Origin of the sequence: Micromonospora lupini, assembly GCF_026342015.1 — a bacterium.
Lineage (GTDB): Bacteria > Actinomycetota > Actinomycetes > Mycobacteriales > Micromonosporaceae > Micromonospora > Micromonospora lupini_B.
On record NZ_JAPENL010000001.1, the window covers coordinates 1,090,702 to 1,117,562 of the forward strand.

23 protein-coding genes are annotated in these 26,861 nt (G+C 73.1%); 17 read left to right on the forward strand and 6 right to left on the reverse strand.

Features of this window, described 5'->3' with window-relative positions:
• From OOJ91_RS05045 to OOJ91_RS05090, 10 genes are all read left to right on the forward strand, one after another.
• Nucleotides 1-486 (forward strand): phage tail protein, encoded by a 486-nt coding sequence (locus OOJ91_RS05045; RefSeq protein WP_266243025.1) that lies wholly within the window; start codon nucleotides 1-3, stop codon nucleotides 484-486.
• A 1,632-nt stretch (nucleotides 487-2,118) separates the two neighbouring features.
• Nucleotides 2,119-3,021 carry a CIS tube protein gene (locus OOJ91_RS05050; RefSeq protein WP_266243026.1) on the forward strand — a complete coding sequence of 301 codons (903 nt, stop codon included), beginning with the start codon at nucleotides 2,119-2,121 and terminating at the stop codon, nucleotides 3,019-3,021.
• Nucleotides 3,018-4,610, forward strand: a complete 1,593-nt coding sequence (locus OOJ91_RS05055; RefSeq protein ID WP_266243027.1) for a contractile injection system protein, VgrG/Pvc8 family — start codon at nucleotides 3,018-3,020, stop codon at nucleotides 4,608-4,610. The genes OOJ91_RS05050 and OOJ91_RS05055 overlap by 4 nt, the downstream gene beginning before the upstream one ends.
• Complete coding sequence (locus OOJ91_RS05060) at nucleotides 4,610-4,948, forward strand: hypothetical protein (RefSeq protein ID WP_266243028.1); 339 nt, start codon at nucleotides 4,610-4,612, stop codon at nucleotides 4,946-4,948. Before OOJ91_RS05055 ends, OOJ91_RS05060 begins: the two co-directional genes overlap by 1 nt.
• Complete coding sequence (locus tag OOJ91_RS05065; protein WP_266243029.1) at nucleotides 4,945-5,373, forward strand: GPW/gp25 family protein; 429 nt, start codon at nucleotides 4,945-4,947, stop codon at nucleotides 5,371-5,373. The genes OOJ91_RS05060 and OOJ91_RS05065 overlap by 4 nt, the downstream gene beginning before the upstream one ends.
• Nucleotides 5,370-8,012, forward strand: coding sequence for a putative baseplate assembly protein (locus OOJ91_RS05070; protein ID WP_266243030.1), 2,643 nt, complete (start codon nucleotides 5,370-5,372; stop codon nucleotides 8,010-8,012). The genes OOJ91_RS05065 and OOJ91_RS05070 overlap by 4 nt, the downstream gene beginning before the upstream one ends.
• Nucleotides 7,993-8,550 carry a phage tail protein gene (locus OOJ91_RS05075; RefSeq protein ID WP_266243031.1) on the forward strand — a complete coding sequence of 186 codons (558 nt, stop codon included), beginning with the start codon at nucleotides 7,993-7,995 and terminating at the stop codon, nucleotides 8,548-8,550. The genes OOJ91_RS05070 and OOJ91_RS05075 overlap by 20 nt, the downstream gene beginning before the upstream one ends.
• The gene (locus OOJ91_RS05080; protein ID WP_266243032.1) at nucleotides 8,547-9,479 is read left to right on the forward strand and encodes a hypothetical protein; all 933 of its coding nucleotides are present in this window, start codon (nucleotides 8,547-8,549) and stop codon (nucleotides 9,477-9,479) included. Before OOJ91_RS05075 ends, OOJ91_RS05080 begins: the two co-directional genes overlap by 4 nt.
• On the forward strand, nucleotides 9,476-9,934 hold the full coding sequence (locus OOJ91_RS05085; RefSeq protein ID WP_266243034.1) for a hypothetical protein: 459 nt from the start codon (nucleotides 9,476-9,478) through the stop codon (nucleotides 9,932-9,934). Before OOJ91_RS05080 ends, OOJ91_RS05085 begins: the two co-directional genes overlap by 4 nt.
• Before the next feature lie 81 nt (nucleotides 9,935-10,015).
• A complete protein-coding gene (locus tag OOJ91_RS05090) occupies nucleotides 10,016-10,771 on the forward strand; it encodes a hypothetical protein (RefSeq protein WP_266243035.1) in 756 nt (251 codons plus the stop codon).
• A gap of 39 nt (nucleotides 10,772-10,810) precedes the next feature.
• Here OOJ91_RS05090 and OOJ91_RS05095 read toward each other — a convergent pair whose 3' ends face one another.
• Genes OOJ91_RS05095 through OOJ91_RS05120 form a run of 6 tightly spaced genes read right to left on the reverse strand, consistent with a single transcriptional unit; the run spans nucleotide 10,811 to nucleotide 16,894 of the window.
• Entirely contained in the window at nucleotides 10,811-11,773 is a 963-nt protein-coding gene (locus OOJ91_RS05095; RefSeq protein WP_266243036.1) for a PmoA family protein, read from the reverse strand.
• On the reverse strand, nucleotides 11,770-12,525 hold the full coding sequence (locus OOJ91_RS05100; protein ID WP_266243037.1) for a hypothetical protein: 756 nt from the start codon (nucleotides 12,523-12,525) through the stop codon (nucleotides 11,770-11,772). Before OOJ91_RS05100 ends, OOJ91_RS05095 begins: the two co-directional genes overlap by 4 nt.
• Nucleotides 12,509-13,384 carry a carbohydrate ABC transporter permease gene (locus tag OOJ91_RS05105; protein WP_266243039.1) on the reverse strand — a complete coding sequence of 292 codons (876 nt, stop codon included), beginning with the start codon at nucleotides 13,382-13,384 and terminating at the stop codon, nucleotides 12,509-12,511. The genes OOJ91_RS05100 and OOJ91_RS05105 overlap by 17 nt, the downstream gene beginning before the upstream one ends.
• Nucleotides 13,384-14,367: a carbohydrate ABC transporter permease gene (locus tag OOJ91_RS05110; protein WP_266243040.1), complete on the reverse strand. Its 984-nt coding sequence runs from the start codon at nucleotides 14,365-14,367 to the stop codon at nucleotides 13,384-13,386. The genes OOJ91_RS05105 and OOJ91_RS05110 overlap by 1 nt, the downstream gene beginning before the upstream one ends.
• A gap of 31 nt (nucleotides 14,368-14,398) precedes the next feature.
• Entirely contained in the window at nucleotides 14,399-15,745 is a 1,347-nt protein-coding gene (locus OOJ91_RS05115; protein WP_266243041.1) for an ABC transporter substrate-binding protein, read from the reverse strand.
• A 6-nt stretch (nucleotides 15,746-15,751) separates the two neighbouring features.
• Nucleotides 15,752-16,894 (reverse strand): LacI family DNA-binding transcriptional regulator, encoded by a 1,143-nt coding sequence (locus OOJ91_RS05120; protein ID WP_266243042.1) that lies wholly within the window; start codon nucleotides 16,892-16,894, stop codon nucleotides 15,752-15,754.
• A 238-nt stretch (nucleotides 16,895-17,132) separates the two neighbouring features.
• Here OOJ91_RS05120 and OOJ91_RS05125 point away from each other — a divergent pair, with 238 nt between their 5' ends.
• The 7 genes from OOJ91_RS05125 (at nucleotide 17,133) to OOJ91_RS05155 (ending at nucleotide 26,843) form a co-directional block, all read left to right on the forward strand.
• On the forward strand, nucleotides 17,133-18,461 hold the full coding sequence (locus OOJ91_RS05125; protein ID WP_266243043.1) for a Gfo/Idh/MocA family protein: 1,329 nt from the start codon (nucleotides 17,133-17,135) through the stop codon (nucleotides 18,459-18,461).
• A 25-nt stretch (nucleotides 18,462-18,486) separates the two neighbouring features.
• Nucleotides 18,487-19,920, forward strand: coding sequence for a glucuronate isomerase (gene uxaC / locus OOJ91_RS05130; protein WP_266243044.1), 1,434 nt, complete (start codon nucleotides 18,487-18,489; stop codon nucleotides 19,918-19,920).
• Between the two features lie 55 nt (nucleotides 19,921-19,975).
• Nucleotides 19,976-21,280 (forward strand): enolase C-terminal domain-like protein, encoded by a 1,305-nt coding sequence (locus tag OOJ91_RS05135; protein WP_266243046.1) that lies wholly within the window; start codon nucleotides 19,976-19,978, stop codon nucleotides 21,278-21,280.
• Nucleotides 21,271-22,764: a mannitol dehydrogenase family protein gene (locus OOJ91_RS05140; RefSeq protein WP_266243048.1), complete on the forward strand. Its 1,494-nt coding sequence runs from the start codon at nucleotides 21,271-21,273 to the stop codon at nucleotides 22,762-22,764. The genes OOJ91_RS05135 and OOJ91_RS05140 overlap by 10 nt, the downstream gene beginning before the upstream one ends.
• Before the next feature lie 97 nt (nucleotides 22,765-22,861).
• Entirely contained in the window at nucleotides 22,862-24,019 is a 1,158-nt protein-coding gene (locus tag OOJ91_RS05145; RefSeq protein WP_266243050.1) for a Gfo/Idh/MocA family protein, read from the forward strand.
• A 567-nt stretch (nucleotides 24,020-24,586) separates the two neighbouring features.
• On the forward strand, nucleotides 24,587-25,939 hold the full coding sequence (locus tag OOJ91_RS05150; protein WP_266243052.1) for a pectate lyase family protein: 1,353 nt from the start codon (nucleotides 24,587-24,589) through the stop codon (nucleotides 25,937-25,939).
• A gap of 163 nt (nucleotides 25,940-26,102) precedes the next feature.
• A complete protein-coding gene (locus OOJ91_RS05155; protein ID WP_266243054.1) occupies nucleotides 26,103-26,843 on the forward strand; it encodes an HD domain-containing protein in 741 nt (246 codons plus the stop codon).
• Nucleotides 26,844-26,861 lie beyond the last annotated feature (18 nt).

Below are 26,861 nucleotides of genomic sequence, written 5' to 3' on the forward strand. Positions count from 1 at the left end.
ATGCCCCCCACCACAGCCACCCCGCAGCCGGGCGCCCCGGTCGACCCGTACCGGGCGTACAACTTCCGGCTCCTCATCAACGGCGTCACCAACGGCCACTTCACCGAGATGAGCGGACTGGAGGTGAACATCCCCGGGCAGCCGTACCGCGAGCACGGCCCCGGACCGACGCGGATGGTCCCCGGCCAGGCCGAGTACGAGCCTGTGACGCTGCACTTCGGCCTCACCGCGTCCCGCGAGCTGTGGGACTGGGTGAACGCCACCGCCCAGGGCACCCTCAATCGCCGCAACGTGTCGGTGGTGCTGCTGGACTCCGTGGGAACCGCCGAGGTGCTGCGCTGGAACCTGATCGACGCGTGGCCCACCCGGTGGCGCGGGGCGCACCTCAACACGGTCAGCCACGAGATCGCCATCGCGTCGCTGACGCTGCGCTACGAGGGCCTGGAGTTGGAGACCGGCGGTGCCGCCGCGCCGACGCCCGCGTAGGTGGCTGGCCGGTCGGCTCCGCTCGGCGGCCGACGCGGTGCAGCGCCTCGCCGGCCGTGTCGAGACCACAGGTGTGCCTGCGGAGGCGCCGCGTCGTCTCGGGGAGCCGCCTGCGCACTGGCTGAACCTGGTCGCCGCACACGCCCCCGGCCTGCTGCGCGAACTGGACCTCGATCCGTCCCGTCCCCCCGCCGACCGGGCAGGCGGCCGTGACGACCGCCCGGGTGGGTCCGACGCCGACAACACCGCGTCAACCGCCGCTGCGCCGTTAGCAGTCGAGGATGGGCTCGGTTCGGTCGGGGAGGCATCCTGGTCCCCCGGCGACCGGGACGGACTCCGTGCGCCGGGGACGGCCACGCAACCCGGCGGTCGCGGCGGTAGTGGCGGTCGGACCGGTGAAGGCGGTAGTGGCGGTCGGAGCGGTAAGGGCGAGCGTGACGGTAAAGGCGGTCGTGGCGGTGTGGGCGGGCGTGGCGGTCGCAATGGTCGTGGCGGTCGCGGTGGCCGAGGCCCGGGGAGGGCGGGCCTCGACACGACAGACGGCCTCGGCACGGCAGGTGCGCCCTTCGCAGCGGACGGGCTCGGCACGGCAGGTGGGCCCTTCGCAGCGGACGGGCTCGGCACGGCAGGTGGGCCCTTCGCAGCGGACGGGCTCGGCACGGCAGGTGCGCCCTTCGCAGCGGACGGGCTCGGCACGGCCGAGAGCCGCAGCAGAGCAGGCGACCTCAGCGCGCCGGACGGGCTCAGCGTGGCAGGCGGCTTCCCGACGGTCCGCGGAGCGGACGCCGCCGGCAGGGCGGACGCCAGTCGGGACGGATGGCAGGACGGGTGGCGGGACGGACAGCAGGACGGGTGGCCGACGGGTGAGGTCGGGAGGTGGGGCCGGGCGTTCGGCGCGACCGGCCGACCAGGCCGTTCGGGGATCGGCGGCACCAACCCGAGCGGCGCCAGCCCCAGCGACGCCAACCCGAGCGGCGGAGACCCGAGCGGCGGCAACCCCACCGACGCCGATGGCGCGATTCGGGCTTCGGGTGGGCGTGGCCCGTTGGGAGTCTCCTCGGATGGGAGCCGGCTCCTGCCGGGCCGGCGCTGGGATGGTTGGCGGCGTCGCTCACCGTCTCGGCGGGACGCGGCGCCGCGGGCGGCGGTGTCGGCGACGTCCGCCCCTGCGGTGGCAGGGACACGGCGAGACGACACCGCTTCCGTACCCGGGCTCTCACCTGGCACGCCCTCCCACCGGGAGGCGCTCCCCCGCGAGATCTTGGAAGATTCGGGCCCCTCCCGGGGCGCCTTTCATCCAAGATCTACCACTGCCGACGGCGGCGACCGTGCAACAGGGGGTGGGTGGTGGCCCGCCCTGCCGGGCGAACCGGCGCGGCCGGGCGGCCAGCGGGGTACGCGGCACACCGAACACCAAAGGCACGAACACCACAGGCACGGCCACCGTGATCCGCGCGCGACGAGTGACGGGCAGTGGTCGGTCGGCACGGCGTTCGGGGCGTCGACTGTCGAGGCGGCAGCCGTCGACAGGTGGCCCGAGCTGCCGGATGACGGGCCGCTGTGGACGGTGCCCGGGGCGGGACTGGACGCGTCGCACGTGTACCGCCTGGATCAGGAACAGGCGGGCGGCTGATGGAACGCGTCGCCTTCCTCATCGACTCCTCCGGAGAGCGGGTGGACTGCCTGCTCAACCCGGAGACCGTGCAGGTGACCCGGCTCGCCGGCGTACGCCATCGGGGTGCGGGTGGCGGGCAGCTCACCGGGTCCGGGCTGGCCGACGACCCGCTGGTCTTCACCGGCGGCGGTCGTACGGAGCTGGTGCTGGACCTGCTGTTCGACGTCGACTTCGTCCAGGCGCAGGTGCGCCCCGCCGACGTACGGGTGCTCACCCGACCGCTGTGGATGCTTGCCGAGAACTCCACAGCCGAGCACGGGTGGCTGCGTCCGCCGCTGGTCCGGCTGGTGTGGGGCAAGACGTGGAACGTGCCAGGTGTGATCGTCGCGGTGGCCGAGCGGTTCGACGCGTTCACCGGGACGGGCTCGCCGCGGCGGTCCTGGCTGCGGTTGAAGCTGGTCCGCGCCGCCGAGACGGCAGACCAGGCGCAGGCGGGTTTCGAGGAGGAACTGGCCGCGGTGAGCACCCCGGCCGCCGCCCCGGGCAGCGCCGTGGTCGCCGCCGGTGACGGCGCCGCCGAGCCGGGCCGCTCCGGGGTGCGCTTCGACCTGCTCGCCAACGACGCGCTCGGGTCGCCGCTGCGGTGGCGGTTGCTGGCCGAGCACAACCGGATCACCGACCCCCTCGCGGTGCCCGCCGGCACGACCCTCGCGGTCCCCCCCGGCGCCTCGGGCGGTGGCGGACCGGAGTCGACACTGGCCGGGGTGGCGCGGGCGGTGGCGGGCGCGGTCGGTGCCGGCGCGTCGTTCGTGGGCGCCTCGATCGCCACCGCGAGCTGGGCCACACCGACCGGTACGACCTCCGCCAGCACCAACCCGGGCGGCACGCAGCTCGGCGCCGGCTCGGGGAGTACGCCATGACAAGCGTCGCGCCCCGCGCGCTGACAGTCCTGCTGGACGGCGTGGAACTCACCGCCACGGCCCGTCAGCGGATCCGCTCGCTGCGGGTGGCCGCACGGCTCGACCAGCCCACCCAGGCGGAGCTGGTGCTCGCCACCGCCGCCGGGGGTGGCGCTCTCGACCCGGCAGCACGGCCCGGCACGACCCTCGACGTCCGGCTCGCCGAGCACTCCGACGCGCTGTTCACCGGGGAGGTCACCGCAGTGGAGGTGGAGTACGCCGCCGACGGCGCGGCGGTGCTGCGCCTGCGGGCGTACGACGCGCTGCACCGGCTGCGCAAGCGGCAGGACCTGCGGGTGTTCACCTCGGTGACGGCGGCGGAGCTGGCCCGTGAGCTGTGCGGCGAGGTGGGATTGACCGTGACGGCGGAGAGCGACGGGCCGCGGCTGGACCGGCTGCTCCAGCACCGGCACAGCGACCTGGAGCTGCTGCGGGAGGTCACCGGCCGGGCCGGGCTGCACCTGGCCGCCGACGGCGACGACGTCCGGCTGGTCACCCTCGCCGGCTACGGGGAGCCCGTCGCGCTGACCCTTGGCGCGGGTGTGCACACCCTGCGGCTGTCCACGAACGCGGACCGGGCCGGCGGCCCCAGCGCCGCGCTGGGTTGGCATCCGCAGCGGGCCGAGCCGATCAGCCAGCAGGCCGACGAGGCGCGCTGCGGCCGGCCGGCCGGCGACCGGCCGGACCCGGCCGACGTGGGCGCCGACGGGGTACGCACCGCCGTCGACCAGCCGGGGCGCAGTGACGACGAGTTGGCGGCCCTCGCTCAGGCGCGACTGGACCTGCGCGCCGCCGCGCTGGCCACCGCCGAGGGAGTCGCGGAGGGTGATCCGGCGCTGCGGCCGGGCCGGCGGATCGACCTGACGGGTGTGCCAGACCCGCTCGCCGGGGCGTACGTGCTGACCGAGGTGGTGCACACGGTGGACGGCGACGGGCACCTGACCCGGTTCTCCACAGTGCCACCGGACGCGCCCCCCGGCACGGCGGGCGGCGCCGTGGTCACCCTCGGCACCGTCACCGACGTGGCCGACCCCGACGGGCTGGGCCGGGTACGGCTGACGCTTCCGGCGTACGGGGACCTGGACGCCGGCTGGCTCGGCGTGCTCTGTCCCGGTGCGGGTCGCGGCAAGGGGCTGGTGGCGCTCCCCGATCCGGACGACACCGTGCTGGTGGTGCTGCCCGGCGGCGAGCCCGCCTCGGGCATCGTGCTGGGCTCGCTGTTCGGCGCCGTCGAGCCGTACGACGCGGGTGTCGACGACGGAAAGACCCGCCGCTGGTCGCTGCGGACGGCCGGCGGGCAGTCGATAGTCGTGGACGACGTCCAGCGCAGCCTGCGGCTCGCCACCGAGGGCGGCAGTTGGCTGGAACTCACCCCCGACCTGGCCACCCTGCACGCGGCGAGCGATCTGGTGATCTCCGCGCCGGGGCACGCCATGGTGATCCGCGCCCGCAGCGTGGACTTCCTGCACGCCGAGGCGACCGAGGACCCGACCACCGCGGCGCAGCAGGCCCGTTCGCTCGCCCGCGCCCACCACGAAGGAGGCGGCTGATGCGCTGGATCCACCGCGACTCGGTGATCACCTGCGACCACGACGGCCGGGTCGAGAACCGACCGTCGCAGCAGTGGGTGACCGTGACCGCCGTACCCGTGCTGGTGGACGACGACCCGGAGGGACGCAATATCGTCGCCTGCCCGAACTACGGACCGACCATCAAGCCGTGCGGCAAGACGTTGACGGTCCGGGTCGGCTACAGCGACTGGCTGCGCGTCGACGGCCACCGGGTGGTGCTGTCGCACCTGGAGGGATTCACCGACGGCACACCACCGGGGATGGTCCACCACACCGTCCGCGACCCCCGGCAGCGGTTTCTGGGGGCGGACCGATGAGGGCGTTCCGTTTCGTCGGCGCGGGCTTCGACGCCGGCCGTGGCGGCGGGCTGGCGCTCACCGCGGCCGGCGGCCTGGCCATGACCGAGGGCGACGAGAGCGTACGCCAGGCGTTGTTCCTGTTGTTGTCCACGACGCCGGGTGAGCGGTTGATGCGACCGGGGTACGGGTCCCGGCTGCACCGGCTGATCTTCGCGCCCAACGACGACACGACCGCCGGGCTGGCCATCCACTACGTCCGGCAGGCCATCGCGCGGTGGGAGCCCCGGGTCGAGGTCATCGACACCGACGCGGGGCCGGATCCGGACGACGCGTGGCGGCTGGTGATCCGACTGGACTACCGGGTCCGGGCCAGCCTGACGCCCGGGCAGTTGGTGTTCTCCGTGGACCTGCTCCCCGCCGACGATTCGGGAGGACAGTCATGACGCTGCCCGTTCCGCACCTGGACGACCGTGGGTTCCTCGACCTCGTCACCGAGGCCCGCGAGCGGATCCAGCAGTCCTGCCCCGCGTGGACCGACCTGTCGGCGCACGACCCGGGCATGGCCTTGGTGGAGGCGTTCGCGCACCTGACCGAGGTGATGATCTACCGGCTGAACCAGTTGCCGGAGAAGGCGTACGTCTCGTTTCTGAACCTGCTCGGGGTGGCGCGGCACGCGCCCACCGCGGCCTGGGCGGACGTCGTGTTCACCCGCGCCGGCGCCGACCGGGGCGCGGTGCGGATTCCGGCCGGTCTGCGGGTCGCTGCGGCGCGCGGCGCCGATCCGCGACCTGTCGTGTTCGTCACCACCGAACCGGCGGTGCTGGCCGCCGGGGAGGCGTCGGTGACGGTGCGGATGCACCACTGCGAGCCCGTCGCGGCGGAACTGCTGGGTGTCGGCACCGGCCAACCGGGCCAGGTGCTGCGGGCGGCCCGCGCCCCGCTCGCGCACACCGGCGAACCACTGGACCTGTTGCTGGGCGTGGAGGTGCCGGCCGGCTCGGTGGAGCTGGGGGCGGCGGCCCGCGAGCACGACGGCCGCACGTTCGAGATCTGGCAGCCGGTGGACAGCTTCGCCGGGCTCGGCCCGCAGGCCAAGGCGTACCTCGTCGACCGTTGCTCGGGCACCGTCACCTTCGCCCCGGCCCTCGACCTGCGACCGCCCATCGGTCCCGGCGAGGCCGCCGCTTCCGGCGGGCCGGCGGCGGTGACGGTGGCGGCGGTGCCGCCGGCCGGGCGGCAGGTCCGGCTCTGGTACCGGGCCGGCGGCGGTCCGACCGGCAACGTGGCGGCCGGCACGCTGACAAGCATGCGCGATCCACTGCCCGGCGTACGGGTCGACAACCCCGCGCCCGCTGCCGGCGGCCGGGAGATGGAGGCGCTGGAATCGGTGCTGCTGCGCGGCCCGTACGAGTTCTTCGCCCAGCAGCGCGCCGTCACCGCCCGCGACTTCGAGGTGCTGGCCACCAGCTCCGGCGCGGTGGCGCGGGCTCGCGCGTTCACCCGCTCGGCGGTGTACAGCTTCGCCCGCCCGGGTGAGGTCGAGGTGGTGCTGGTGCCGTACGTGCCGCCGACTGCCCGCCCGGGTGGCCGGCTGCCGGTGGCGGTGCTGCGCGAGCACGAGGTGCCCGAGGCACGCCACCGCGTGGAGGGGGACCTGGAGCAGCGCCGGATGGTCGGCATCCGCTCCCGGGCCACCTGGGCCCGGTTCAAGGCGGTGTCGGTGCGGGCCCGGGTGGTGGTGCGCCGCGAGGAGGACGTCGACGCGGTCCGGCGGCGCATCCACGACCGGCTGCACCAGACGCTCAGCCCACTGCCCACCGCGCTCAACCCGACCGGGTGGCCGTTCGGTGAGCCGCTGCGCGCGTCGAACGTGTACCGGTTGTTGGAGCACGCCGAGCCGGGCGTGCGCTACGTCGAGTCGGTGCGGTTCGTTGTCGACGAGGCGCCCGACGCCGGCGTGCGCGCCCTCGCCGTCGACCAGTACCAGCCGCGCACCTGGTACGCCGGACGCGGCGCGGTGCTGTTCCGCTCCAGCAACGGCGGCGCCGGCTGGGAGCCGGCCGGCCGGTTCGACGACGAGACGGTGCTGCGGGTCGCGCCCGCTCCCGCGCCGGTGCGACCGGGCATCGTCCCGCGTCCCGGCTCGGTGGCAGTGGTGACGCTGCGCGCCTCGGGCGGCTCCCGGGTGCACCTCAGCACCGACCTGGGTGAGACGTGGTCGCTGCTGACCGACCTGGACTCCCGCATCTCCGACGTGGCGTGGCTGGACCGCGACGGCGCGGGCGCGCTGCTGGTGGCGACCGACACCGGGCTGTACGAGGTGTCGCTGCTGCCCGGGGCGGTGCCGTTGCAGATCCTCGTCGACCCGTCCGACGCCGACCGGGGCTTCTACGCCGTCCGCGCGTTCGTCTCCGAGCGGGGCGCGCCCGGTGTGGCGGTCGCGGCGCAGGCAGGCTTCGGGGTGTACCTGTCGACGGCCGGCGGCCGGCCGGGCAGCTTCGCACACGTAGGTCTCTCCAACGTGGACAACCGGGTCCTCGCCGTGCAGTACGACGGCCCGGCCACCCTGCTGTGGAGCGGCGCGGGAGAGCCGGACCCGAAGAAGCCCGGCCAGGGCTGCCACCGCACCCGGCTGTTCGAGTCCGACGTGCAGTGGCAGACCGTGCAGGCCGGCTGGATCGGCGGGACCTGCCGGGACCTGGCGTTCGCGGGCGGTCAGGCGCTTGCCGCCACGCAGAGCGGCGGGGTGCTGCGGCTGGACACCCTCGCGGCCCAGCCGCAGTGGCAGCCGGTGTCGGTCAACTGCGGGCTGCCGCTGCGCGACCGGACCCGGTTCGTGCCTGTGGACGCCGTCGCCGTGAGCGGCCCGGCGACCGTCGGCGCGAGCGGTCCCACGGCGGCGGACCGCCTGGTCCTGGCCTGCGGTGAGCGCGGCGTGTACCGCAGCGCCGACGCGGTCAACTGGACCGCCAGCGCCAACCAGGCCACCGCCGACGTGGTGACCGTCCCGGACACGTGGCTGCTCTGCTCCGGCGAGCACGACATCGAGGTGGTGCGCCAGGATGCGACGCTCGGCGATTGAGCGGCTGCTGCCCGCCGCCTACCAGCGGGCCTGCGTGCCGGGCAGCGTGCTCTGGGCGCTGCTGGAGGTCATGGAGGGGCTGCACGCTCCGGACGAGGCGATCCTCGCCGAGGTGGACGCCCTGTTCGACCCGTACCGGGCGCCCGACCACCTGGTCGTGCGGCTCACCCGCTGGGTGGCGATGGACCACGTGGTGGCCTCGCCCCGACCGGACGCCCCGCTGCCGCTGCCGGTGGGCAGGCTGCGTGACCTGGTGGCCAACGCCGCGCTGCTGGCCCGGTGGCGCGGCACCCCGTACGGGCTGCGCCGAGCCCTGGAGCTGGCCACCGGGTTGCCGGGCTTCGTCATCGACGAACCCGACGAGCGGCCCTTCCACATCGTGGTGCGGGTGCCGGCGGCCGCCGCCGGTCAGCTCGCCGTGATCACCCGCATCGTCGAGGCGGAGAAGCCCGCGTCGACCACCGCCGAGATCGTCGTCGCCGCTTCGCCGTCATCCACCACGCCGAGCGCGGCGCCGGCCGCAGAGGAGCCGTCATGACCACCGAATGGACAGTTGTCGCCGCCGCTTCGCAGTTCACACTTGACGCCGCCAACCACGGCGAGTTGACCTTCACCGTCTCCAATCCGGGGATGGCGCCGGACACCGTGGTCTTCGACGTGGCCCCCGGCGAGGGCAGCCAGCGGGCCTGGTTCACGGTCACCGAGCCGCAACGGGTCGTGCCCGGGCAGGGCTCGGTCTCCTTCCTGGTCCGCCTCGCCGTACCCGCGGGCACCGCGCCGCGCCGCTACGACATGACCGGGTTCGCGTACTCGGCGAACACCGCGCCGGAGGAGAGTTCCCGCTCCAGCGGGCGGGTGACGTACGAGGTCCGCGCGGTGGCCGCGCCGAAGCGGACGCCCTGGCCGTGGATCGCCGCCGCGGTGGCGCTGGTGCTCGTGGTCGGCGGTGTGGTCGGCTACCTGCTGACCCGACCCGACGGCACGCCGTCGCCCGGTAAGCCACGGGTGGTGACGCTGGAGGCGGAGAGCCTTGTCGACGGCGCCCGGGTGGAGTCCCCGGCCAAGACCGCCGCGGCGGTCGGGGCGCAGCCGAACTGCTGCGCGGTGACCTGGTCGGGCGACAAGCAACTGTTCTTCACGGGCCTGGCGCCCGGCGACCGGGTGAGTCTCACGGTCGACCTGCCCGCCGACGCCGTCTGGCGCTTCTCCACCACCCGCACCACGTCGTTCGACTACGCCAACACGATCTGGCAGGTCGACGGCACGCAGCTCGGCGGGACCTTCTTCGGCTTCACGTCGACTGTCGTCCTGCAGGACTTCACCGACGTGGGCGTCGTCCGGCTCGGGTCGGGTCGGCACACGCTCACGCTTGTCGCGGTGGGTAAGACCCAGGGCGTCGACAGGTACTTCGCCGGCGTGGACCAGATCCGGTTCACCGAGGTGACCGGGGCGGTCGCGCAGCGATGAGCGGTCGGCAGAAGGTGGTGCTGGTGACAGTGGCGGCGCTGCTGGTGGCGTTCTTCGTGCTCGCCGTCGGCGCCTCCGGCGGCGACCGGGGCCGCGCGGATGATCCACCGGGGGTGGTGCAGCGGCTGGGCCGGCTCGCCGGTGGCAGCACGAGCGTCGATCCGGCGACCGTGCAGGCCGACTGTGACCGTACCGGCGACGTGCTCAGCTTCGTCGGCGGCTGCGCGGTGCGGGTCGCCGACCCGGGCGAGCTACGGACGCTTGTGCTGCGCAGTGGCCGCCCGTTCGTGGTGCGCGCGCCGGCGCCCCGCGACGCCGACCTCACCGTGCGCTCCGAGGTCGAGCCGGACGACGGCGGCGAGGCGGTCGCCCGGATCGCCGTCGACAGTGCAGTCACCGTGCTGCTGAGCTGCCCGGGAGGTGTCGGATGCACGGTGACCGTCGCCGCGGACTGACCCGTCCACACCACACGGCGGCCACCCCGCGACCCGCCGGCCGCGCGCCCGTCGCCCGGCACGAGCACGAGGAGACCCGGCATGGGTGACCTGCGCAAGCCCTTCCTGCTGCTCGCGCTGGTCGCGGTCACGCTTGTGGTCCTCGTCGAGGTCGGCTCGTCGCTGCTCACCGGCGGCGGGGACGCCACCGGCGCCCTGCTGGCCAACGCGGCCGACCTCGGCGTGGAGGTGGACGGCGGCGGGATCAGCGAGCCCTCCGGGCGGGGTACGAGCTACCTGGCGCTCATCGACGTGGTGGCGCTGTGGACCACAGGCCTGTTCTGCCTGAGCCTGGTCGTGCCCGAGCGGGTGCAGGGCCGGGTCCAGGGCGTCGCGACGCTGATCTTCTCGATCCTGCTCATCCTGGGCTCGCTCGTGCTGCTGATCATCGCCTTCGTGGAGCTGACCATCATGGTGTCGCTGTTCCTGGCGGTGCCGTTCGGCACCCTGGCGTACCTGGCGTTGTGGGGTTTCTTCCCGGTGGGCGAGGCGAGCCTGCTGCTCGGGCTGGCGCTGCTGCTGAAGCTGGTCTGGGTGGTGCTGCTGCTGCTCGCCCAGCCACGCTTCGCGCAGAACAAGGGCCTCGTGCTGCTGGCGCTCACCACGCTGCTCTGCACGGTCGTGCTGGAGTTCCTGCACGGGCTCGTCCCGGTCATCGTGGTGAGCATCCTCGACGACGTGGGCGCGCTTGTCTTCGCCATCGTGGCCATCATCTGGGGCCTGGTCCTGCTCATCGGCTCGATCCCCGCCATCGCGAAGTCCATCCGGGTAACGGCCGCCCTCACCCGTCGATCATGAAGTCATCGCCATTCCGTACGGCGTGTGATGACAACAACGTCATGGTCGACGCCCGCTGGCGAGGGCCGCGCACCGGTTTCGGTCTACGCGGCCGTCTGCTATCCACACCCGGTAGCGGCCCTTCCGGGTCGCACCGGCCGACACCACGGCCGGCACGTCGAACGCGAACGCCACACACACCCCCGGGTACATCGCCGTCCGCACGAACCACCTGTCGCCGGGCCCCAGACCATCGAAGACCAGGGTGTACGCCCCGCCGCCCGGCCCGACGCCGGTCAGCGCGAGCCATGGCGCCGCACTGCCGTTGACCGCCCCCTCCCCGGCGGCGTCGGCCGTGAACACCGCCGGCTCACCGTCGGCGAGTGCCCGCCAGAAGAACCCGCCGTAACCTGCCCCACCGGGGCGGCCGTTGGTGGCCGGGCTGCCCAGACGCACCTCCCGATCGGGTGGGGCGGTGAGCGCCGAGTCCACATCGAGCCGCCAGACGTCCGGCGCGACCGCCGAGGCGGCGAGCCGCCGCTGCTCCGTGAGCAGCACCGACCCGTCTCGGTCACGCCACTGCAACCGGTGCGCCGACCTGTCGGCGGCCCGCTCGGACCAGCCGGTGTGCGCGATGACGCCATGGTCGTCGCGCCACGTGTAGCCGACGTCGCGCACGTAGGTGCGCCCGCCCCAGAGGTTGGCGCCGTTGACGTCCTGCACCGCGAGGGACGCGCCGAGGTGCCAGACGTGGTCGGCGGGCAGCGCGTCGGTGACCACCGTGCCGCCCAGGGTGCGGACCGGGTGCAGGTACGGCCGGGGACCGTGCCGCCGGTCCAGCGCCGGGTCGACCACGTACCGGGCCACCTCCGTGCCGCCGACCAGCATCCGCGCCGGCTTCTCACCTGCCGTCCCGATCCGCTCGGGGCCCGTCGCGTCACTGCCGGGCGCGGGGCCCGCCAGGTCGCCGCCGGGCGCGGGGCCCGCCGTGTCACCGCCGGCGGCGGCCGGGCCGGCGCTCACGGCAGCTCCGGCTGAGCGGAAACCGGCCGGCGGCCCGCAGCGGACTCCGGCCGGCCGGGGTCCCCGCCCGCGGGAGCCGGTCGGCGGCCGGCGGCGGACTCCGGCCGCCCGTCCTCGACGCCTGTGCGATTCGGTCGGCGGCCCGCCACGGCGTGCAGGGCGGCCACCGTGTAGCCGGCGAGGATCGGCACGACGACCGGGGTGACCAGGACGGCGAGCAGCCCGGCCACCGCGACGACCCCGGTGAGCGCGGCCCAGCGGGCGGGCGCGTCGAGGCAGGCGCGGGCGGCGGAGCGGGCCGCGACCCGCCACCGCCCGCCCCCGTCGCCGCCCACCTCGACGACCACCAGCCCGGCGTACCCGGCCAGGCCGGCCGCGACAAGCGCGGTCATCGCCAGCGCCGGCGGGCCGCCCGGCACCCGGCCGGCGGCCAGCGCCGCCAGGTCGGCGGCGAGCAGCCCCGCCACGGCGAGCGCGAGCAGGCTGACCGGCACGCCGGGCAGCACCGCGCGGCCGAACCGGCGCGCGGTGGACCGCGCCGACGGCCAACTGCCGGTACGCGTCCAGTCGTGCACGGCCGCGCTGGCCACGCCCGCCGCCGCGGCGGCGGTGAGCACCGGTGCCGCAGCGAGGGTCAGCAGGATGCCGAGCAACGCGAGGTCGGCGGCGTCGCGGGCGACGTCGCGCCAGTCCCGCCGCCCGCCGGTGTCGACTGGTTCAGCCCTCGATGCCGGTTCAGCCCTTGATGCCACTGGTGTTGATCCCCTCGACGAGCATCCGCTGGAACGCGACGAAGAACAGGAAGACGGGCAGCAGGGACAGCACCGACATGGCGAACATCGGCCCGACCGCGCTCTGGCTGGTCGAGTCGATGAACAGGGTCAGCGCGACCGGCACTGTGTAGTCCTCCAGTTGGGACAGGAAGACCAACTGGCGGAAGAAGTCGTTCCAGGTCCAGATGAACGAGAAGATCGCCGTGGTGACCAGCGCCGGTCGGCTCAGCGGCAGGATGATGTGCCGGAAGATGCCGTACGGGCCGGCGCCGTCGATCCGGGCCGCCTCGTCCAACTCGCGCGGGACGCCGCGCATGAACTGCACCATGAGGAAGACGAAGAACGCCTCGGTGGCCAGGAACTGTGGGATGAGCAGCGGCAGGTACGGCCAGTCGCCGCCGACCAGTCCGAGTGTGCGGAACAGGATGTACTGCGGCACGATCAGCACGTGCTGGGGTAGCAGCAGCGTGCCGATCATCACGGCGAACCACATGCCGCGCAGCCGGAACCGCAGCCGGGCGAAGGCGTACGCGGCCAGCAGGCAGGAGAGCCCGTTGCCGACGACGGTGAGCAGGCTGACCAGGGCGCTGTTGACGAAGAACCGGCCGAAGCTGACGTCGAAGTTGGACCAGCCGGCGGTGTAGTTGCCGGGGGTGAACCGCTCGGGCAGCAGCCCGATGTTGTTGACGATCTCCTCCTGCGACTTCACCGAGGTGCCGACCATCCAGATCAGCGGGTAGAGCACCACGGCGACGATCACCACAAGGATCAGCAGTCGCAGCACCGGCCGCCCGGTCGGACGTCGCCGAGCGAGCGGCGTCGGGGTCGCCGTCACCATCACCGGTCCTCCCCGTCGGAGTAGTGCACCCAGAACCGCCCGGTGCTGAAGAAGATCGCGGTGATGGCCGCGATGGCGAGCAGGAACACCCAGGCCATCGCCGACGCGTAGCCCATCTGGAGTTCGGTGAAGCCGGTGATGTAGAGGTTCAGCGTGTACATCAGTGTGGAGTCGACCGGGCCGCCGGTGCCGTTGCTGAGCACGAACGCGGCGGTGAAGCCCTGGAAGCCGTTTATCGTCTCCAGCACCAGGTTGAAGAAGATGACCGGGGAGAGCATCGGCAGGGTGACGTTGCGGAACTGCCGGAACCGGCCGGCCCCGTCGACCGACGCGGCCTCGTACAACTCGGTGGGCACCTGCTTGAGCCCGGCCAGGAAGATCACCATCGGTGCGCCGAACTGCCAGATGGCAAGCACCATGAGCGTTTCGAGGGCCCAGTCGGGGTCGTTGACCCAGGGCCTGCCCTCGATGCCGACCAGGCTCAGCAGCGAGTTGAACGCGCCGTCGCGGTTGAACATGTTGACCCAGACGATGGCCAGCGCGACGCTGCCGCCGAGCAGCGACGGCAGGTAGAACAGCCCACGGAACAGCCCCACCCCACGCCAGGCACGGTTGAGCAGCAGCGCCACGCCGAGCGCGGCGGCCAGCTTCAGCGGTACGGCGATCAGCGCGAACGTGAGAGTGACCCGCACGGCGTGCCAGTACGACGGGTCGGCGGTGAACATGCGTTCGTAGTTGGCCAGCCCCACCCACTCCACCTCGGAGAACGGGGTGAGGATGTCGTAGTTGGTGAAGCTCAGGTAGAGCGACAGCAGCATGGGGATTGCCGTGACACCCATCAGGCCGATGAGCCACGGCGACAGGAAGACGTACGCCGCCAGACCTTCGCGGTGCCGGATGGTGCCGGGCCCACGCCTCGCGGGGTGGGCCCGGCCGGATCCGGGGCCGCGTCGGGTCGGGTCGGGCGCCGTGGTCAACGCCACGAACTGCTCCTCTCCTCGCCTGGTGCGGCGGTCAGGCGATGGCGGACTTGCACGCCTCGACGAACTGGGCGGCGGCCTGCGCCGGAGTGGCCCGGCCGTACTGGGCGTTCTCGGCGGCCTTGATCAGCTCAGACTTGACCTTGCTGTGACCCTTGATCGGCACCTGCGGGGACGGGCCGAACTTCTGGGTCAACTCCGCCTCGACGGCGATGGACTGCTTCATCGCCGGGTCGGTGGTGCCGTCGCTGACCAGCCGACGCAGGTCCAGGTTGGACGGCAGGCCGCGGTCGGTGCCGAGCAGCTTGACCGCCTCCGGGTCGTTGTTCAGGAAGTTGATCACGTCGACCGCGACGTCCCTGTTCTTGCTGCCCTTGAACACCGACCAGTACATCGAGGCCCGGGCCCACTGCGCGCTCGGGTCACCGGGGTAGGCGATCACGCCCAGCTCGTCCTTGGTGTTCTTCTTCAGGTCCGGCATCTGGTTGGCCCAGACCCAGGAGGTGGCCGCCTTGCCGGTGACCACCAGCTGCTTGGTGACGTCGCTGGAGTTGCCCTCGTGGATGACGTCGGCGCTCGGGGTGGCCCTGCGGTCCCGGGCGCCCTTCCACAGCTCGAACCACTTGGCCACGTCCTCCGCGCTGAAGCCCAGTTCCTTGCCCTTGTAGAGGTCCTTGCCCTGCTGACGCAGCCACACCCAGAGCGCCTTGTAGTCGGCGCTCGGGTCCTGCGTGCCGGGCATCCTGGTCGCGGCGGTGACCTGCTCGGCCCAGGCGATGTGCTGCTCCCACGTCATCCCGGTGGTGGGCTCGGGCAGGTTGTTCTTGATCAGCAACGTCTTGTTGTAGACCAGGCCCTGGGTGTTCTCCCCGGCGGCCAGGCCGGCGAGCTTGCCGTCGACCACGCCGTACTGCCAGAGGCTCTCGGGGAACTTCGAGGTGTCCAGCTTGGCGGACTTCTGGTAGGGGGTCAGATCGAGCGTGGTGCTGCGGGCCGCGTACTCGGCCAGGTAGTTGTCGTCGATCTGGAACAGGTCCGGCGGGTTGCCGCCGGCGGTGAGCGTCGCCAGCTTGTCGAAGTAGCCCTGGTTGGCCTGCCAGGTCGTCTCGAAGGTCACGTTCGGGTGCTTGGCGGTGTAGAGGGCCAGGGCGTCCTCGGTCAGCTTGGCCCGGGCGTCGCCGCCCCACCAGAAGATCGAGAGCTTGACCGGGTCGCTCGGGTCGGCGGCGCCGCCGTCGTCTCCGCAGGCGGCGGCGCCGAACATCAGCGGCGCGGCGACGGTCACGGCGAGCAGGCCACTCAGGAGTCGCCGCCGGGGCAGGGGGGCACCGTGACGGCGCCCGGCGGACGTGTCAGTGGTGGGGGGCGTTGCGGGTTGCATGTGCGCTCACTCCTCGGCATTAGGAGGCGACGGCGTCACCGGTGGCCGCGGTCGGGACGCCCGGCCCGCAGGGCTGTGCGGGTCCGGGCCACGCGATGCGGCCAGGAGACGTGCCGGTCGGGCGTGCGGGCCCGGGCCGGTCGAGTCGCGGATGACCAGGTCGGTCTGCAGCATTACCTGTGCGGTGGTACGACGGACGCCGAGCGCCGTGCCGGCACCGGGGCTCCGCGCGCCGCGCGGTGACTCGATGTCCTGTTGCAGCAGCATGTCGACGGCCGTCCGGCCAGCGGCCCCGGTGGGTGTGGCCACCGTCGTCAGTTTGGGGCGGGTGAGCCGGCTCAGGGCGATGTCGTCGACCCCGACGACACTCACCTCCTGCGGCACCCGGACCCCGAGCGCGTCCAGCCCCTCGATGAGGCCGATCGCCATCAGGTCGTTGTAGGCGAGCACTGCCGACACGCCACTGCGCCGTACCTGCTCGGCGACGGCGAGGCCGCCGGTCTCGGTGGGCGCGTTGGGGCCGAGCAGGGTCAGCTCCGCGCCGCCGCTGCGGGCGGCCGTGGCGGCGGCGCGGCGCATCTCCCGGTTGGTCCACGAGCTGCGGGGGCCGCCGAGCAGTGCGATGCCGCGGTGACCGAGACCGATCAGGTGCTCGATCGCCGCCCGGGCGCCCTGCCCGACGTCCATCAGCACGCAGGGCAGGCCGGTCACCTGGCGGTTCACCACCACCAGCGGCACCTCCCGGCTGAGCTGCTCGATCAGGCTGTTGCTCATCCGCGGACTGCACAGCAGCACCCCGTCGACCTGCTTGGCGAGCGCGTGGACCAGCTCCTCCTCGGCGGTCGGGTCCTCGTTGGTGTCGGCCACGAAGACGTGGTAGTCGCGGTGGCGGGCCTGGCTCTCCGCCGCCTTGATCAGCGGCGGGAAGAACGGGTTCGCGATGTCGGCGATGATCAGCCCGATGTTGTGCGTCCGCCCGGTGATCAGGGCCCGGGCCGCGCGGTTCGGCCGGTAGCCCAGGTCCTCCGCGCAGGCCAGCACCCGGACCCGGGTCTCCGGGTTGACCAGGTGCGGGGCGGAGAAGGTGCGGGACACGGTGGAGATGTGCACCCCGGAGGCGCGGGCGACGTCCCGGATGGTGACTGGCACGGCGGGCCCTTCGTCCGATGTGGCGACGGTCACGTGGGTGCCGCCAATTAATGCAAACGGTTGCTCCACTGTCAACGGTCAATGGTTGCGGTTCTGTTGCGTCGACACTCCTCGTGGTGACTTCCTACGCCGCAAATACTGACATTTCTCGCCGATTGCGTCGCCGTCGTTGACGTCGTCGCATTGATCGTGATTACTTCACTGCAAACCTTTGCAGGGATCACCTGGGGGCGATCGCATGTCACCGAGATCCGACGGGCGAGTCCGGTACGCAGTCGTGGGCACCGGCGCACGGGCGGAGATGTTCGTCCGGGCCCTGGTGCTCGACCACGCCGACACCACCGAGCTGGCCGCCTTCGCCGACGTCAACCAGGCACGGATGGACGCGCACAACCGTTGGCTCGCCGAGCTGGGCCACCGCCCGGCGCCGGCCTACCCGGCCGGTGAGTTCGGCGCCATGCTCGACGCCGAGCGCGTCGACGTCGTGCTGGTGACAAGCGTGGACGTCACCCACGACGAGTACGTGGTGGCCGCGCTGCGCGCCGGCCGGGACGTGGTCACCGAGAAACCGATGACAGTGGACGCCGCGCGCTGCCGGCGCATCCTGGACGCGGTGACCGAGACCGGCGGCCGGGTCACCGTCGCCTTCAACTACCGCTACAACCCGCTGCACGAGCAGGTCCGCCGCCTGCTCGCCGACGGCGCGGTAGGCGAGATCGGCTCGGTGCACTTCGAGTGGCTGCTCGACGTGCGGCACGGCGCCGACTACTTCCGTCGCTGGCACCGCGACAAGGCCACCTCCGGCGGGCTGATGGTGCACAAGGCCAGCCACCACTTCGACCTGGTCAACTGGTGGCTGGGTGCCACCCCGGTCGAGGTGTACGCCGCCGGCCGCCTGTTCTTCTACGGCGAGGACGGCCGACGGCACGGCTACGCCCGCGACTACGAGCGGGCGTACGGCTCCCCCGCCGCCGCCGACGACCCGTTCGCCCTGCGCCTCGACGCGCACCCCCGGCTGCGCGAGCTGTACCTCGACGCCGAGGCCGAGGACGGCTACCAGCGCGACCGCAACGTCTTCGCCCCGGGCGTGAGCATCGAGGACGACATGGCGGTGCTCGCCCGCTACTCCACCGGGGCCACGATGACCTACCACCTCACCGCGTACGCCCCCTGGGAGGGTTACCGGGTGATGGTCAACGGCAGCCGGGGTCGGTTGGAGCTGGAGGTGACCGAGAACGACTTCGTCGACAGGGGCACCGCCGGCGCGGTCAAGGGCGCCGCGCTGCACGGTGTCGAGGCGGCGGCCGAGGGCGGCGGCGCGACGCTCACCCTGCGCCCGTTCTGGGAACCACCCCGGCAGATCCCCGTCGAGGGTCGTACCCGGCACGGGCACGGCGGCGCCGACGCCCGGATGACCCGGGTGCTCCTCGGGGGCGAGCCCGATCCGCTGGACCGCGCCGCGACCGCCGACGACGGCGCGCTGGCCCTGCTCACCGGCCTGGCCGCCAACCGGTCCTTCGAGACCGGGCAACCCGTCCGGGTCGCCGACCTGCTCACCCCCCGCTGATCCAGGAGACGAGGAGCCCGACCCCGTGCCGACGCCCGACCACACCGACCTGCTCCTGCCCTCCGAACCGGGCCAGCGCGCGCTCGCCCGGGAGCTGTACGCCCTCGCCGCGAGGCAGCCGATCATCTCGCCGCACGGGCACGTCGACCCGGCCCTGCTCGCCGAGGACCTGCCCTTTCCCGACCCGGCGCAACTGCTCATCGTGCCCGACCACTACCTGACCCGGATGCTGCTCAGTCAGGGCGTACCCCCCTCGGAGCTGGGGGTGCCGACCCGCGACGGCAGCCCCGTAGAGACCGACGGTCGGGTGATCTGGCGGCGCTTCGCCGCGCACTGGCACCTGTTCCGGGGCACCCCGTCGCGGCTCTGGCTGGAGCAGACCTTCCGCACCGTGTTCGGGGTGCACACCCCGCTCGGCCCGACCACCGCCGACGCCGTCTACGACGAGATCGCGGCCCGGCTCGCCGAACCGGACTTTCGGCCCCGGGCGCTGTTCGAGCGGTTCACCATCGAGGTCCTGGCGACCACCGAGTCGCCGCTGGACGACCTCGCGCAGCACGCCAAGCTGGCCGCCGACGGGTGGGGCGGGCCGGGCGGCCGGGTGGTCACCACGTTCCGCCCGGACGACGTGGTGGACATGGAACACGAGGGCTGGGCGTCCAACGTGGCGCGGCTCGGCGTGCTGGCCGGTGAGGACACCGGCACGTACACCGGCTATCTGGCCGCCCTGCGGGCCCGGCGGGCCGCGTTCATCGCCGCCGGAGCGACCTCGTCGGACCACGGCCACCCCACGGCCCGCACCCTGGACCTGACCCCGGCCGAGGCCGCCCGGCTGTACGACAGGGGTCTGCGCGGCGCGGCCGACGCGGCGGACGCGGAGGCGTTCCGCGCGCACATGCTCATGGAGTTCGCCCGGATGTCGCTCGACGACGGCCTGGTCCTGCAACTACACCCCGGAGCGGTGCGCAACCACAACCGCTGGCTGTACGCCCGGCACGGCCGCGACGTGGGCGGCGACGTCCCGCAGGCCACCGAGTACGTGCACGCGCTCGCCCCGCTGCTGGAGCGCCACGGCAACGATCCCCGTCTGCGAGTGGTGCTCTACACCCTCGACGAGGACACGTTCACCCGTGAGCTGGCGCCCCTCGCGGGTGGCTACGCGGCGCTGCTGCTCGGCGCTCCCTGGTGGTTCCTGGACTCCCCCGAGGTGCTGCGCCGGTTCCGGGAGACGGTCACCGAGAGCGCCGGCTTCTACAACACCACCGGGTTCGTCGACGACACCCGGGCGTTCTGCTCCATCCCGGTACGCCACGACGTGGCCCGCCGCGTCGACGCCGGCTTCCTGGCCCGACTGGTCGCCGAGCACCGGCTGCCGCTGGACGAGGCCGCCGAGACGATCGTGGACCTGGCGTACCGGCTGCCCAAGCGGGTCTTCAACTTCGGCGGGGACGACAGGTGAGCGCGAGGAGCGCAACGCAGCGGAGCCCCGCAGTCACGAACGAAAGGCAGGCTCAGTGAGTGTCACCATCACCTCCGTCGAGGTGCACGACGTGCGGTTCCCCACCGCCGCGCGGGGCGACGGCTCCGACGCGGTCAACCGCGGCGACTACTCGGCGACGTATGTGCAGCTGGGCACCGACGCCGGGCCGACAGGCGCGGGGTTCACCTTCACCAACGGGCGGGGCAACGAGATCACCTGCGCGGCGGTGCGGGCACTTGCCCACCACGTGCGGGGGCGCACGATCGCCGAGATCGCCGCCGAGCCGGTGGCGTTCTGGCGCTCGCTCAGCGCCGACGTGCAGTTGCGCTGGCTGGGCCCGGAGAAGGGCGTCATCCACATGGCGACTGGCGCGCTTGTCAACGCCGTGTGGGACCTGCGGGCCGGGATGGCCGGCAAACCGATGTGGCGGTTCCTCGCCGACCTGCCCACCGACGAGCTGGTCGCCAGCGTCGACTTCCACCACATCACCGACGCGCTCACGCCGGACGACGCGGCGGCGATCCTCGACAAGGGACGCGACGGCCTGACCGACCGGTTGGCGACGCTCGAACGTGACGGCTTCCCCTCGTACACCACCTCGGTCGGCTGGCTCGGCTACCCCGACGACAAGGTACGGGCGCTGACCCGCCGGGCGTACGAGGACGGGTGGCGGGCGATGAAGATGAAGGTGGGCGGCCCGCTCGCCGACGACGTGCGCCGGGCCCGCATCATCCGGGAGGAGATCGGCCCGGACGCGCTGCTGATGATGGACGCCAACCAGGTGTGGGACGTCGACGAGGCGATCACCGCGATGACCGCTCTGGCGGAGGTGGACCCCTACTGGATCGAGGAGCCGACCCACGCCGACGACATCCTCGGCCACGCGCGGATCGCCCGCGCCGTCGACGAGCTGACCGGGGGCCGGTGCCGGGTGGCCACCGGCGAGGTCGCCGCCAACCGGGTGATCTTCAAGCAGTTGCTCCAGGCCGAGGCGATTGGCGTGATGCAGATCGACGCGTGCCGGGTCGGCGGCGTCAACGAGGTCCTGGCCGAGCTGCTGCTGGCGGCGAAGTTCGGGGTGCCGGTCTGCCCGCACGCCGGCGGCGTCGGCCTCTGCGAGTACGTCCAGCACCTGGCGATCTTCGACTACCTGCGGGTGGGCGCCAGCCTGGACGGGCGGATGATCGAGTACGTCGACCACCTGCACGAACACTTCGTCGACCCGGTCCGCACCCGCGGCGGCCGGTACCTGCTGCCCGACCGGCCCGGCTACAGCGCCGCCCTGAAACCGGAGTCGATCGCCGAGTTCCGCTTCCCGGACGGTCCGGCATGGCGGTGACAGTCGGCGCCTCCCGCCTCGGCCTGGGCGTGCTGCGCCACCTGCCCGTCGAGTCCCGTCCACTGATCCGGCCGGGCACGGTGCCGGTCGGCGTCGTACACCTGGGGTTGGGCGCCTTTCACCGCGCGCACCAGGCCGTCTACACCGAGGCGGCGGTCGGCGCGGCAGGCGGCGACTGGGGTATCGTGGCCGTCGCCCCGCGCAGCACCGCACTGGTCGAGGCGCTCGCCGCCCAGGACAACCTGTTCAGCGTCAGCACCCTCTCCGCCGCCGGCAGCACCACAAGGGTGGTGGGGGCGCTGAGCGGGGTACGCCACGCTCCCAGCGACCCGGACGCCGTGGTCGCGTTGCTCGCCGACCCGGCGGTACGCGTGGTGACGCTCACCGTCACCGAGAAGGCGTACCAACTCGATCCGGTCACCGGCCGACTGTCCCCGGACGCCGCGCTCGCCGCGGACCTCGCCGGCGGTCAGGCGCCGACGACAGTGCCGGGGCTGCTGCTGCGCGGGTTGGCCGCCCGCGCCGCCGCCGACGCCGGGCCGCTGGCGCTGGTGAGCTGCGACAACCTGCCCGCCAACGGCCGGCGGCTGCGCGGCCTTGTCGACCAGGCGGTCGAGCGGGCCGCCGGGGTGCCCGCCGGGCTCGTCGACTGGGTGGCCACCAACGTGACCTGCCCCGGCACCATGGTGGACCGCATCGTGCCGGCAAGCACCCCGGAGACGATCGACGCGGCCCGTCGGGCGCTCGGCGTGACCGACCTGGCCGCGGTGGCCGCCGAACCGTACGCGCAGTGGGTCATCGAGGACGACTTCCCCGGCGGGCGACCGGGCTGGGAGCACGCCGGCGCCGTGCTCACCGACGACGCCGGGCCGTGGGAGCGGTTGAAGCTGCGCAGCCTCAACGGCGTGCACTCGGCCGTGGCGTACCTCGGCGCGCTGGCCGGCCGGGAGACCATCGCCGACGCCCTGGAGATCCCGCACCTGACCGACGTGCTGCGCCGGCTGATCGCCGAGGACGTCGCGGCAAGCTTCACACCGCCCGACGGGGTGCGCGTGGTCGACTACGGCGAGCAGGTCCTCGCCCGGTTCGCCAACCCGGCGATCCGGCACCGCACCCTCCAGGTCGCGGTGGACGGCTCCCAGAAGTTGCCGCAGCGCATCCTGCACACCATCGCCGACCTGCGCGCGGGCGGCCGGTCCGCGCGCTGGGGCGCGCTCGTCGTGGCGTCCTGGTTGCGCTTCGCGCTGGGGTACGCCGACGACGGCTCACCGCTGCCGTTGCAGGACCCGCTCGCCGGGCCGATCCGAGCCGCCCTGGACGCCGGCACGCAGAGCCCGGCCGGCGCGGTGGATGCCGTCTTCGCGCTGCGCGAGGTGATCCCGGCCGAGGTCGCCGACGACGACGAGGTACGCGCCGACGTGACCGCCTGGCTGACCGCGCTCGGCCGACACGGCGTCGAGGCGACCCTGGCCGGCGCCAGGTGAGCGGTGCCGCGGTGGCCGGCGCACCGACGGCGGTGGCCGGCGTTCCGGTGACCGTGGCGACGCCTGTCGACGCCTCGTGAACGGGTCGGTGCCGCCGGTGACGGTGGCGGTGATCGGGGCGAACGGGCACGGCCGCTGGCACCGGCGGGTGATCGCGCCGCTGCACGCCGACGGCCGGCTGCGGCTGGTAGCCCTTGTCGACGTCCAGCCGGTGCGCGACGAACCGGGGGCGCCGGTGCCGCCCGGGGTCGAGGTGTTCACCGACCATCGGGCGATGCTCGCCGCCACCCGGCCGGAGGTGGTGGTGATCTGCACCCCACCGCACACGCACCTGCCGATCGCCCGCGACGCTCTCGCGGCCGGCGCGGACCTGCTGCTGGAGAAGCCGCCGGTGCTGTCGCTTGCCGAACACGAGGAGCTGACCGGCGCGCTGGCGGCGGCCGGCCGGGTGGCCCAGGTCGGTTTCCAGGCGCTCGGCTCGGCGGCGCTCACCGCGCTTACCGACGCGCTGGCAGCCGGCCGACTCGGCGCGGTCACCCGAATCGCGACAGTCGCGGCCTGGCAGCGGCCGGACGCCTACTACGCCCGCTCCCCGTGGGCCGGTCGACGGGTCCTGCACGGCCGTCCCGTGCTGGACGGCGCGCTTGTCAACCCGCTCGCGCACGCGGTGATGCAGTGCCTGGCCGTCGCCGAGGCGTTGGGCGGGGCTCCGCCGTGGCCGGCCGCCATCGAGGTGGAGCGCTACCGGGTGCGGCCGATCGAGGTGGAGGACACGGCGGTGCTGCGGGTCCGGTTCCGTGCCGGCCCACCGGTGCTGGCGGCGGTCACCCTCATCGCCGAGGAGTTCGTGGCGGGCGAGGTGGTGGTGACAGGTACGACGGGACAGGCGGTGCTGGAGTACCCGACGGACCGGTTGCGCCTGCCCGGCGACGTGGTGACCCGTCGGGTCCCCGGGCGGCGAGGGTTGCTGGAGAACCTACTCGCCCATCGGGCCGATCCGGCCGGGGTGCCGCTGATCGCCCCGCTGGCCCGTACCGCGCCGTTCACCGCCCTGCTGGACGCGCTGCGCGCCGCGCCGGAGCCTCGGCTGCTCGACGGCGACCTGGTCGACGTGGTGGGCGAGGGTGGGGAGCGCGTCCGTCATCTGCGCGGCGTGGTCGACGTGCTGCGCCTGTCGGCCGAGCAGGGAGCCCTGCCGAGCGAGTGGGGCGTGCCGTGGGCCGCGCCGCCGTACCGGGCCGAGCTGACCGCCTAGCTCGCCGTGCCCCAGGCGGGTGCGGCGAGCCGGAAGATCAGGTGATGAAAAGTAGGTCGGAATCGGTGTTGCTGGCGGCCACCCGTCGACGGCCTGGGTGGCCGCCAGTTCGCAGCGCAGTGACCGGTAGCCGACCCCGACAGCTGCCGGGGCCGCCTTGACGAAGACAGTCGCGTCCGGACCGACGACGGCCGAGGCGATCTCGGCATGATCGCCGCTCGATGCCGGGATCACCTCATGGGCACCCCCGACCCGTTCGGCGATCCCTGTCGTGACCGTCGCCGGCACGGCGGTCCAGTCGGCACGCATCGGCTGTCTTCTCTGCCTGCCCGGTCGTCCACCCTGGGTTGAGGCGGGCGCGGGATTCGGCCTCGTCGCTCCAGAATTCCACGTCGACCTGACCGACGACGCGGTCCAGGGCAGTTGACCAGGCTTTTCCTGTCAGCCGACCATGACTCGCGCTTCCACTGCAACATTCCTGCAAACAATAGATATTGACCGGAATAAAAGCGTGAATCTACCGTTCCTGGTGGACGCCGAACCGTCACCAGTGAACGGAAACAATCAATGCGTACACCCCTCGTGGGCGCGATGGCGCTTGCCCTCCTGCTGGTCGGCACACCTGCCGCCCCTTCCCGCTTCGACTCCGCCTCCGCCGACCGGCTGTCCTGGTCGGCCCGTCAGCTCGGCCGGCAGGCCCTGCCCGAGCGGGACGGATGGGCGGCCGAGGGCGTCGGCACCACAGGCGGTTCGGCGGCAACGCCCGAGCGGACGCGTGTGGTGCACGACCGCGTCGGGCTGGTCGCCGCGCTCGGCGGTGACAACGCCAGCAACGCCACCGACGCCACTCCGAAGCTGATCTATGTGGCGGGCACGGTCGACGGCTTCGAGGGGCCGGACGGCACCGCGCTGAGCTGCGCCGACCTGGCGGACCCGGCGTACCGGCTGGACGCCTACCTGGCCGCGTACGACCCGGCGGTCTGGGGTCGGGTGCCGCCGGCCGGGCCGCTGGAGGACGCGCGGGTGCGCTCGGTGGCCAACCAGACCGGCCAGACGCAGGTCAACGTCGGCCCCAACACCACGATCGTCGGGCTGCGCGGCGCCCGGCTGACCGGCCTCACCCTCATGATCGACCGGGCGTCGAACGCCATCGTGCGCAACCTGACCTTCGTGGACGCCCGCGACTGCTTTCCCGCGTGGTCCCCCACCGACGGCGACGCCGGCAACTGGAACAGCCAGTACGACCAGATCTCGGTACGCCGCAGCGAGCACGTCTGGGTCGACCACAACACGTTCACCGACGGCGACAACCCGGACAGCGCTCAGCCTGTCTACTTCGGACGGCCGTACCAGGTGCACGACGGGTCGTTGGACGTCACGCACACCGCGAGCGGTGTCACCGCCTCCTGGAACCGCTTCACCGGACGGGACAAGCTGATGCTGATCGGCTCGTCGAACACCGTCGGCCCGGACGTGGGCCGGCTGAGGGTGACAGTGCACCACAACCTCTTCGACGGCGTCCTGCAACGGCTGCCCCGGGTGCGGTTCGGGCAGGTCGACGTCTACAACAACCTGTACCGGCTCGGCGGTGACGGCTTCCAGTACGCGCTGGGCGTCGGCGTGCAGTCGGCGATCTACGCGGAGAACAACTTCTTCGCCCTCGACGCGGGCGTCGACCCGGCCGACCTGCTCTACGACTGGGGCGGCACGGCGCTGACCGAGCGGGGCTCCTGGGTGCGCCAGGGCGGCGGCCCGGCCCGGCCGGTCGACGTGCTGGCGGCGTACAACGCGACCCACGATCCCGACCTGGGCGCCGACGCCGGCTGGACGCCCACCCTGCGCCGCGACCCGGTCCTGCCGACTCCGCTGGTGCCACTCGTGGTGGGCCCGCTCGCCGGTGCCGATCGACTGCCGCTCTGAACGACCGGCTGCGGTGATCGACTCCGTTTCCGTGCTATCGGGGTGTCCGAGCGCTCCGGACACCCCGATTACCGGGAGACCGAGTCGATCACCGCGGGATCGCGTGGTCGGGTCGGCGACGAACCGGGCCATCGACGGGGGGAAGATCGGCTATAAGTGACGCATGGACTTCCCGCCGCACCTGGGCAGCATGCCGATGCACGCGATCACCGAGATCCACGGCGAACCGGGCCTGCTGGAGCGCTTCCGGCTGGAGGTCGAGCGCTTCGACGACGCCGAACGAGCCCGCCTGACCGCCGCGCTCGACCTGGCCGCCGAGCTGCACCGCGACGACAGGCGGGTCCGCGAGCCGTACCTCAACCACCTGCTGCGGGTGGCCATCCGGCTGATGCACCACTACCAGGTCCGCGACGTCGACGTGATCGTCGCCGGCCTGCTGCACGACGCGGTGGAGGACCATCCGGCCGAGCTGGCCGACCTGGCCGACCTGGCCGACGACGGCAACGACCCGACCGGGGCGGCGCTGGCCGCGCTCGCCGCGCGGTTCGGGCCGCGGGTGGCCACCCTGGTCGCCGCCGTCACCAATCCGGTGTACGACCCGCAGCGCGACCGCAACGTCCAGTACCGGGAGCACCTGGCGGTCAGCCTGGACCGGGAACCCTGGGCGCGAGTGATCAAGGTGTCGGACTTCACCGACAACGGCGTCGGGGTGATCCACACGATCGGGCCGAAGGTCGTCTCGTCGGCCAAGAAGTACCGGCCGCTGGTGCCGCTCTTCCGGGATCTGATCGGCCGTCCGGACACCCCGCTGTCGCCGAAGGTGAAGGCGCACATCTTCGGCCAGCTCGACCTTGCCGAGGAGCGGTTCAGCGCCATCCTCGACCGGCCGGCCCACTCACGCTGACCCGCCGGGCTCGGCGCG

Excerpts from the sequence above, each read along its gene's own strand:
- OOJ91_RS05045 (WP_266243025.1), top strand. The coding sequence starts at position 1 with ATGCCCCCCACCACAGCCACCCCGCAGCCGGGCGCCCCGGTCGACCCG.
- OOJ91_RS05050 (WP_266243026.1), top strand. The coding sequence starts at position 2,119 with ATGGAACGCGTCGCCTTCCTCATCGACTCCTCCGGAGAGCGGGTGGAC.
- OOJ91_RS05055 (WP_266243027.1), top strand. The coding sequence starts at position 3,018 with ATGACAAGCGTCGCGCCCCGCGCGCTGACAGTCCTGCTGGACGGCGTG.
- OOJ91_RS05060 (WP_266243028.1), top strand. The coding sequence starts at position 4,610 with ATGCGCTGGATCCACCGCGACTCGGTGATCACCTGCGACCACGACGGC.
- OOJ91_RS05065 (WP_266243029.1), top strand. The coding sequence starts at position 4,945 with ATGAGGGCGTTCCGTTTCGTCGGCGCGGGCTTCGACGCCGGCCGTGGC.
- OOJ91_RS05070 (WP_266243030.1), top strand. The coding sequence starts at position 5,370 with ATGACGCTGCCCGTTCCGCACCTGGACGACCGTGGGTTCCTCGACCTC.
- OOJ91_RS05075 (WP_266243031.1), top strand. The coding sequence starts at position 7,993 with ATGCGACGCTCGGCGATTGAGCGGCTGCTGCCCGCCGCCTACCAGCGG.
- OOJ91_RS05080 (WP_266243032.1), top strand. The coding sequence starts at position 8,547 with ATGACCACCGAATGGACAGTTGTCGCCGCCGCTTCGCAGTTCACACTT.
- OOJ91_RS05085 (WP_266243034.1), top strand. The coding sequence starts at position 9,476 with ATGAGCGGTCGGCAGAAGGTGGTGCTGGTGACAGTGGCGGCGCTGCTG.
- OOJ91_RS05090 (WP_266243035.1), top strand. The coding sequence starts at position 10,016 with ATGGGTGACCTGCGCAAGCCCTTCCTGCTGCTCGCGCTGGTCGCGGTC.
- OOJ91_RS05105 (WP_266243039.1), bottom strand. The coding sequence starts at position 13,384 with ATGGTGACGGCGACCCCGACGCCGCTCGCTCGGCGACGTCCGACCGGG.
- OOJ91_RS05115 (WP_266243041.1), bottom strand. The coding sequence starts at position 15,745 with ATGCAACCCGCAACGCCCCCCACCACTGACACGTCCGCCGGGCGCCGT.
- OOJ91_RS05125 (WP_266243043.1), top strand. The coding sequence starts at position 17,133 with ATGTCACCGAGATCCGACGGGCGAGTCCGGTACGCAGTCGTGGGCACC.
- OOJ91_RS05140 (WP_266243048.1), top strand. The coding sequence starts at position 21,271 with ATGGCGGTGACAGTCGGCGCCTCCCGCCTCGGCCTGGGCGTGCTGCGC.
- OOJ91_RS05150 (WP_266243052.1), top strand. The coding sequence starts at position 24,587 with ATGCGTACACCCCTCGTGGGCGCGATGGCGCTTGCCCTCCTGCTGGTC.
- OOJ91_RS05155 (WP_266243054.1), top strand. The coding sequence starts at position 26,103 with ATGGACTTCCCGCCGCACCTGGGCAGCATGCCGATGCACGCGATCACC.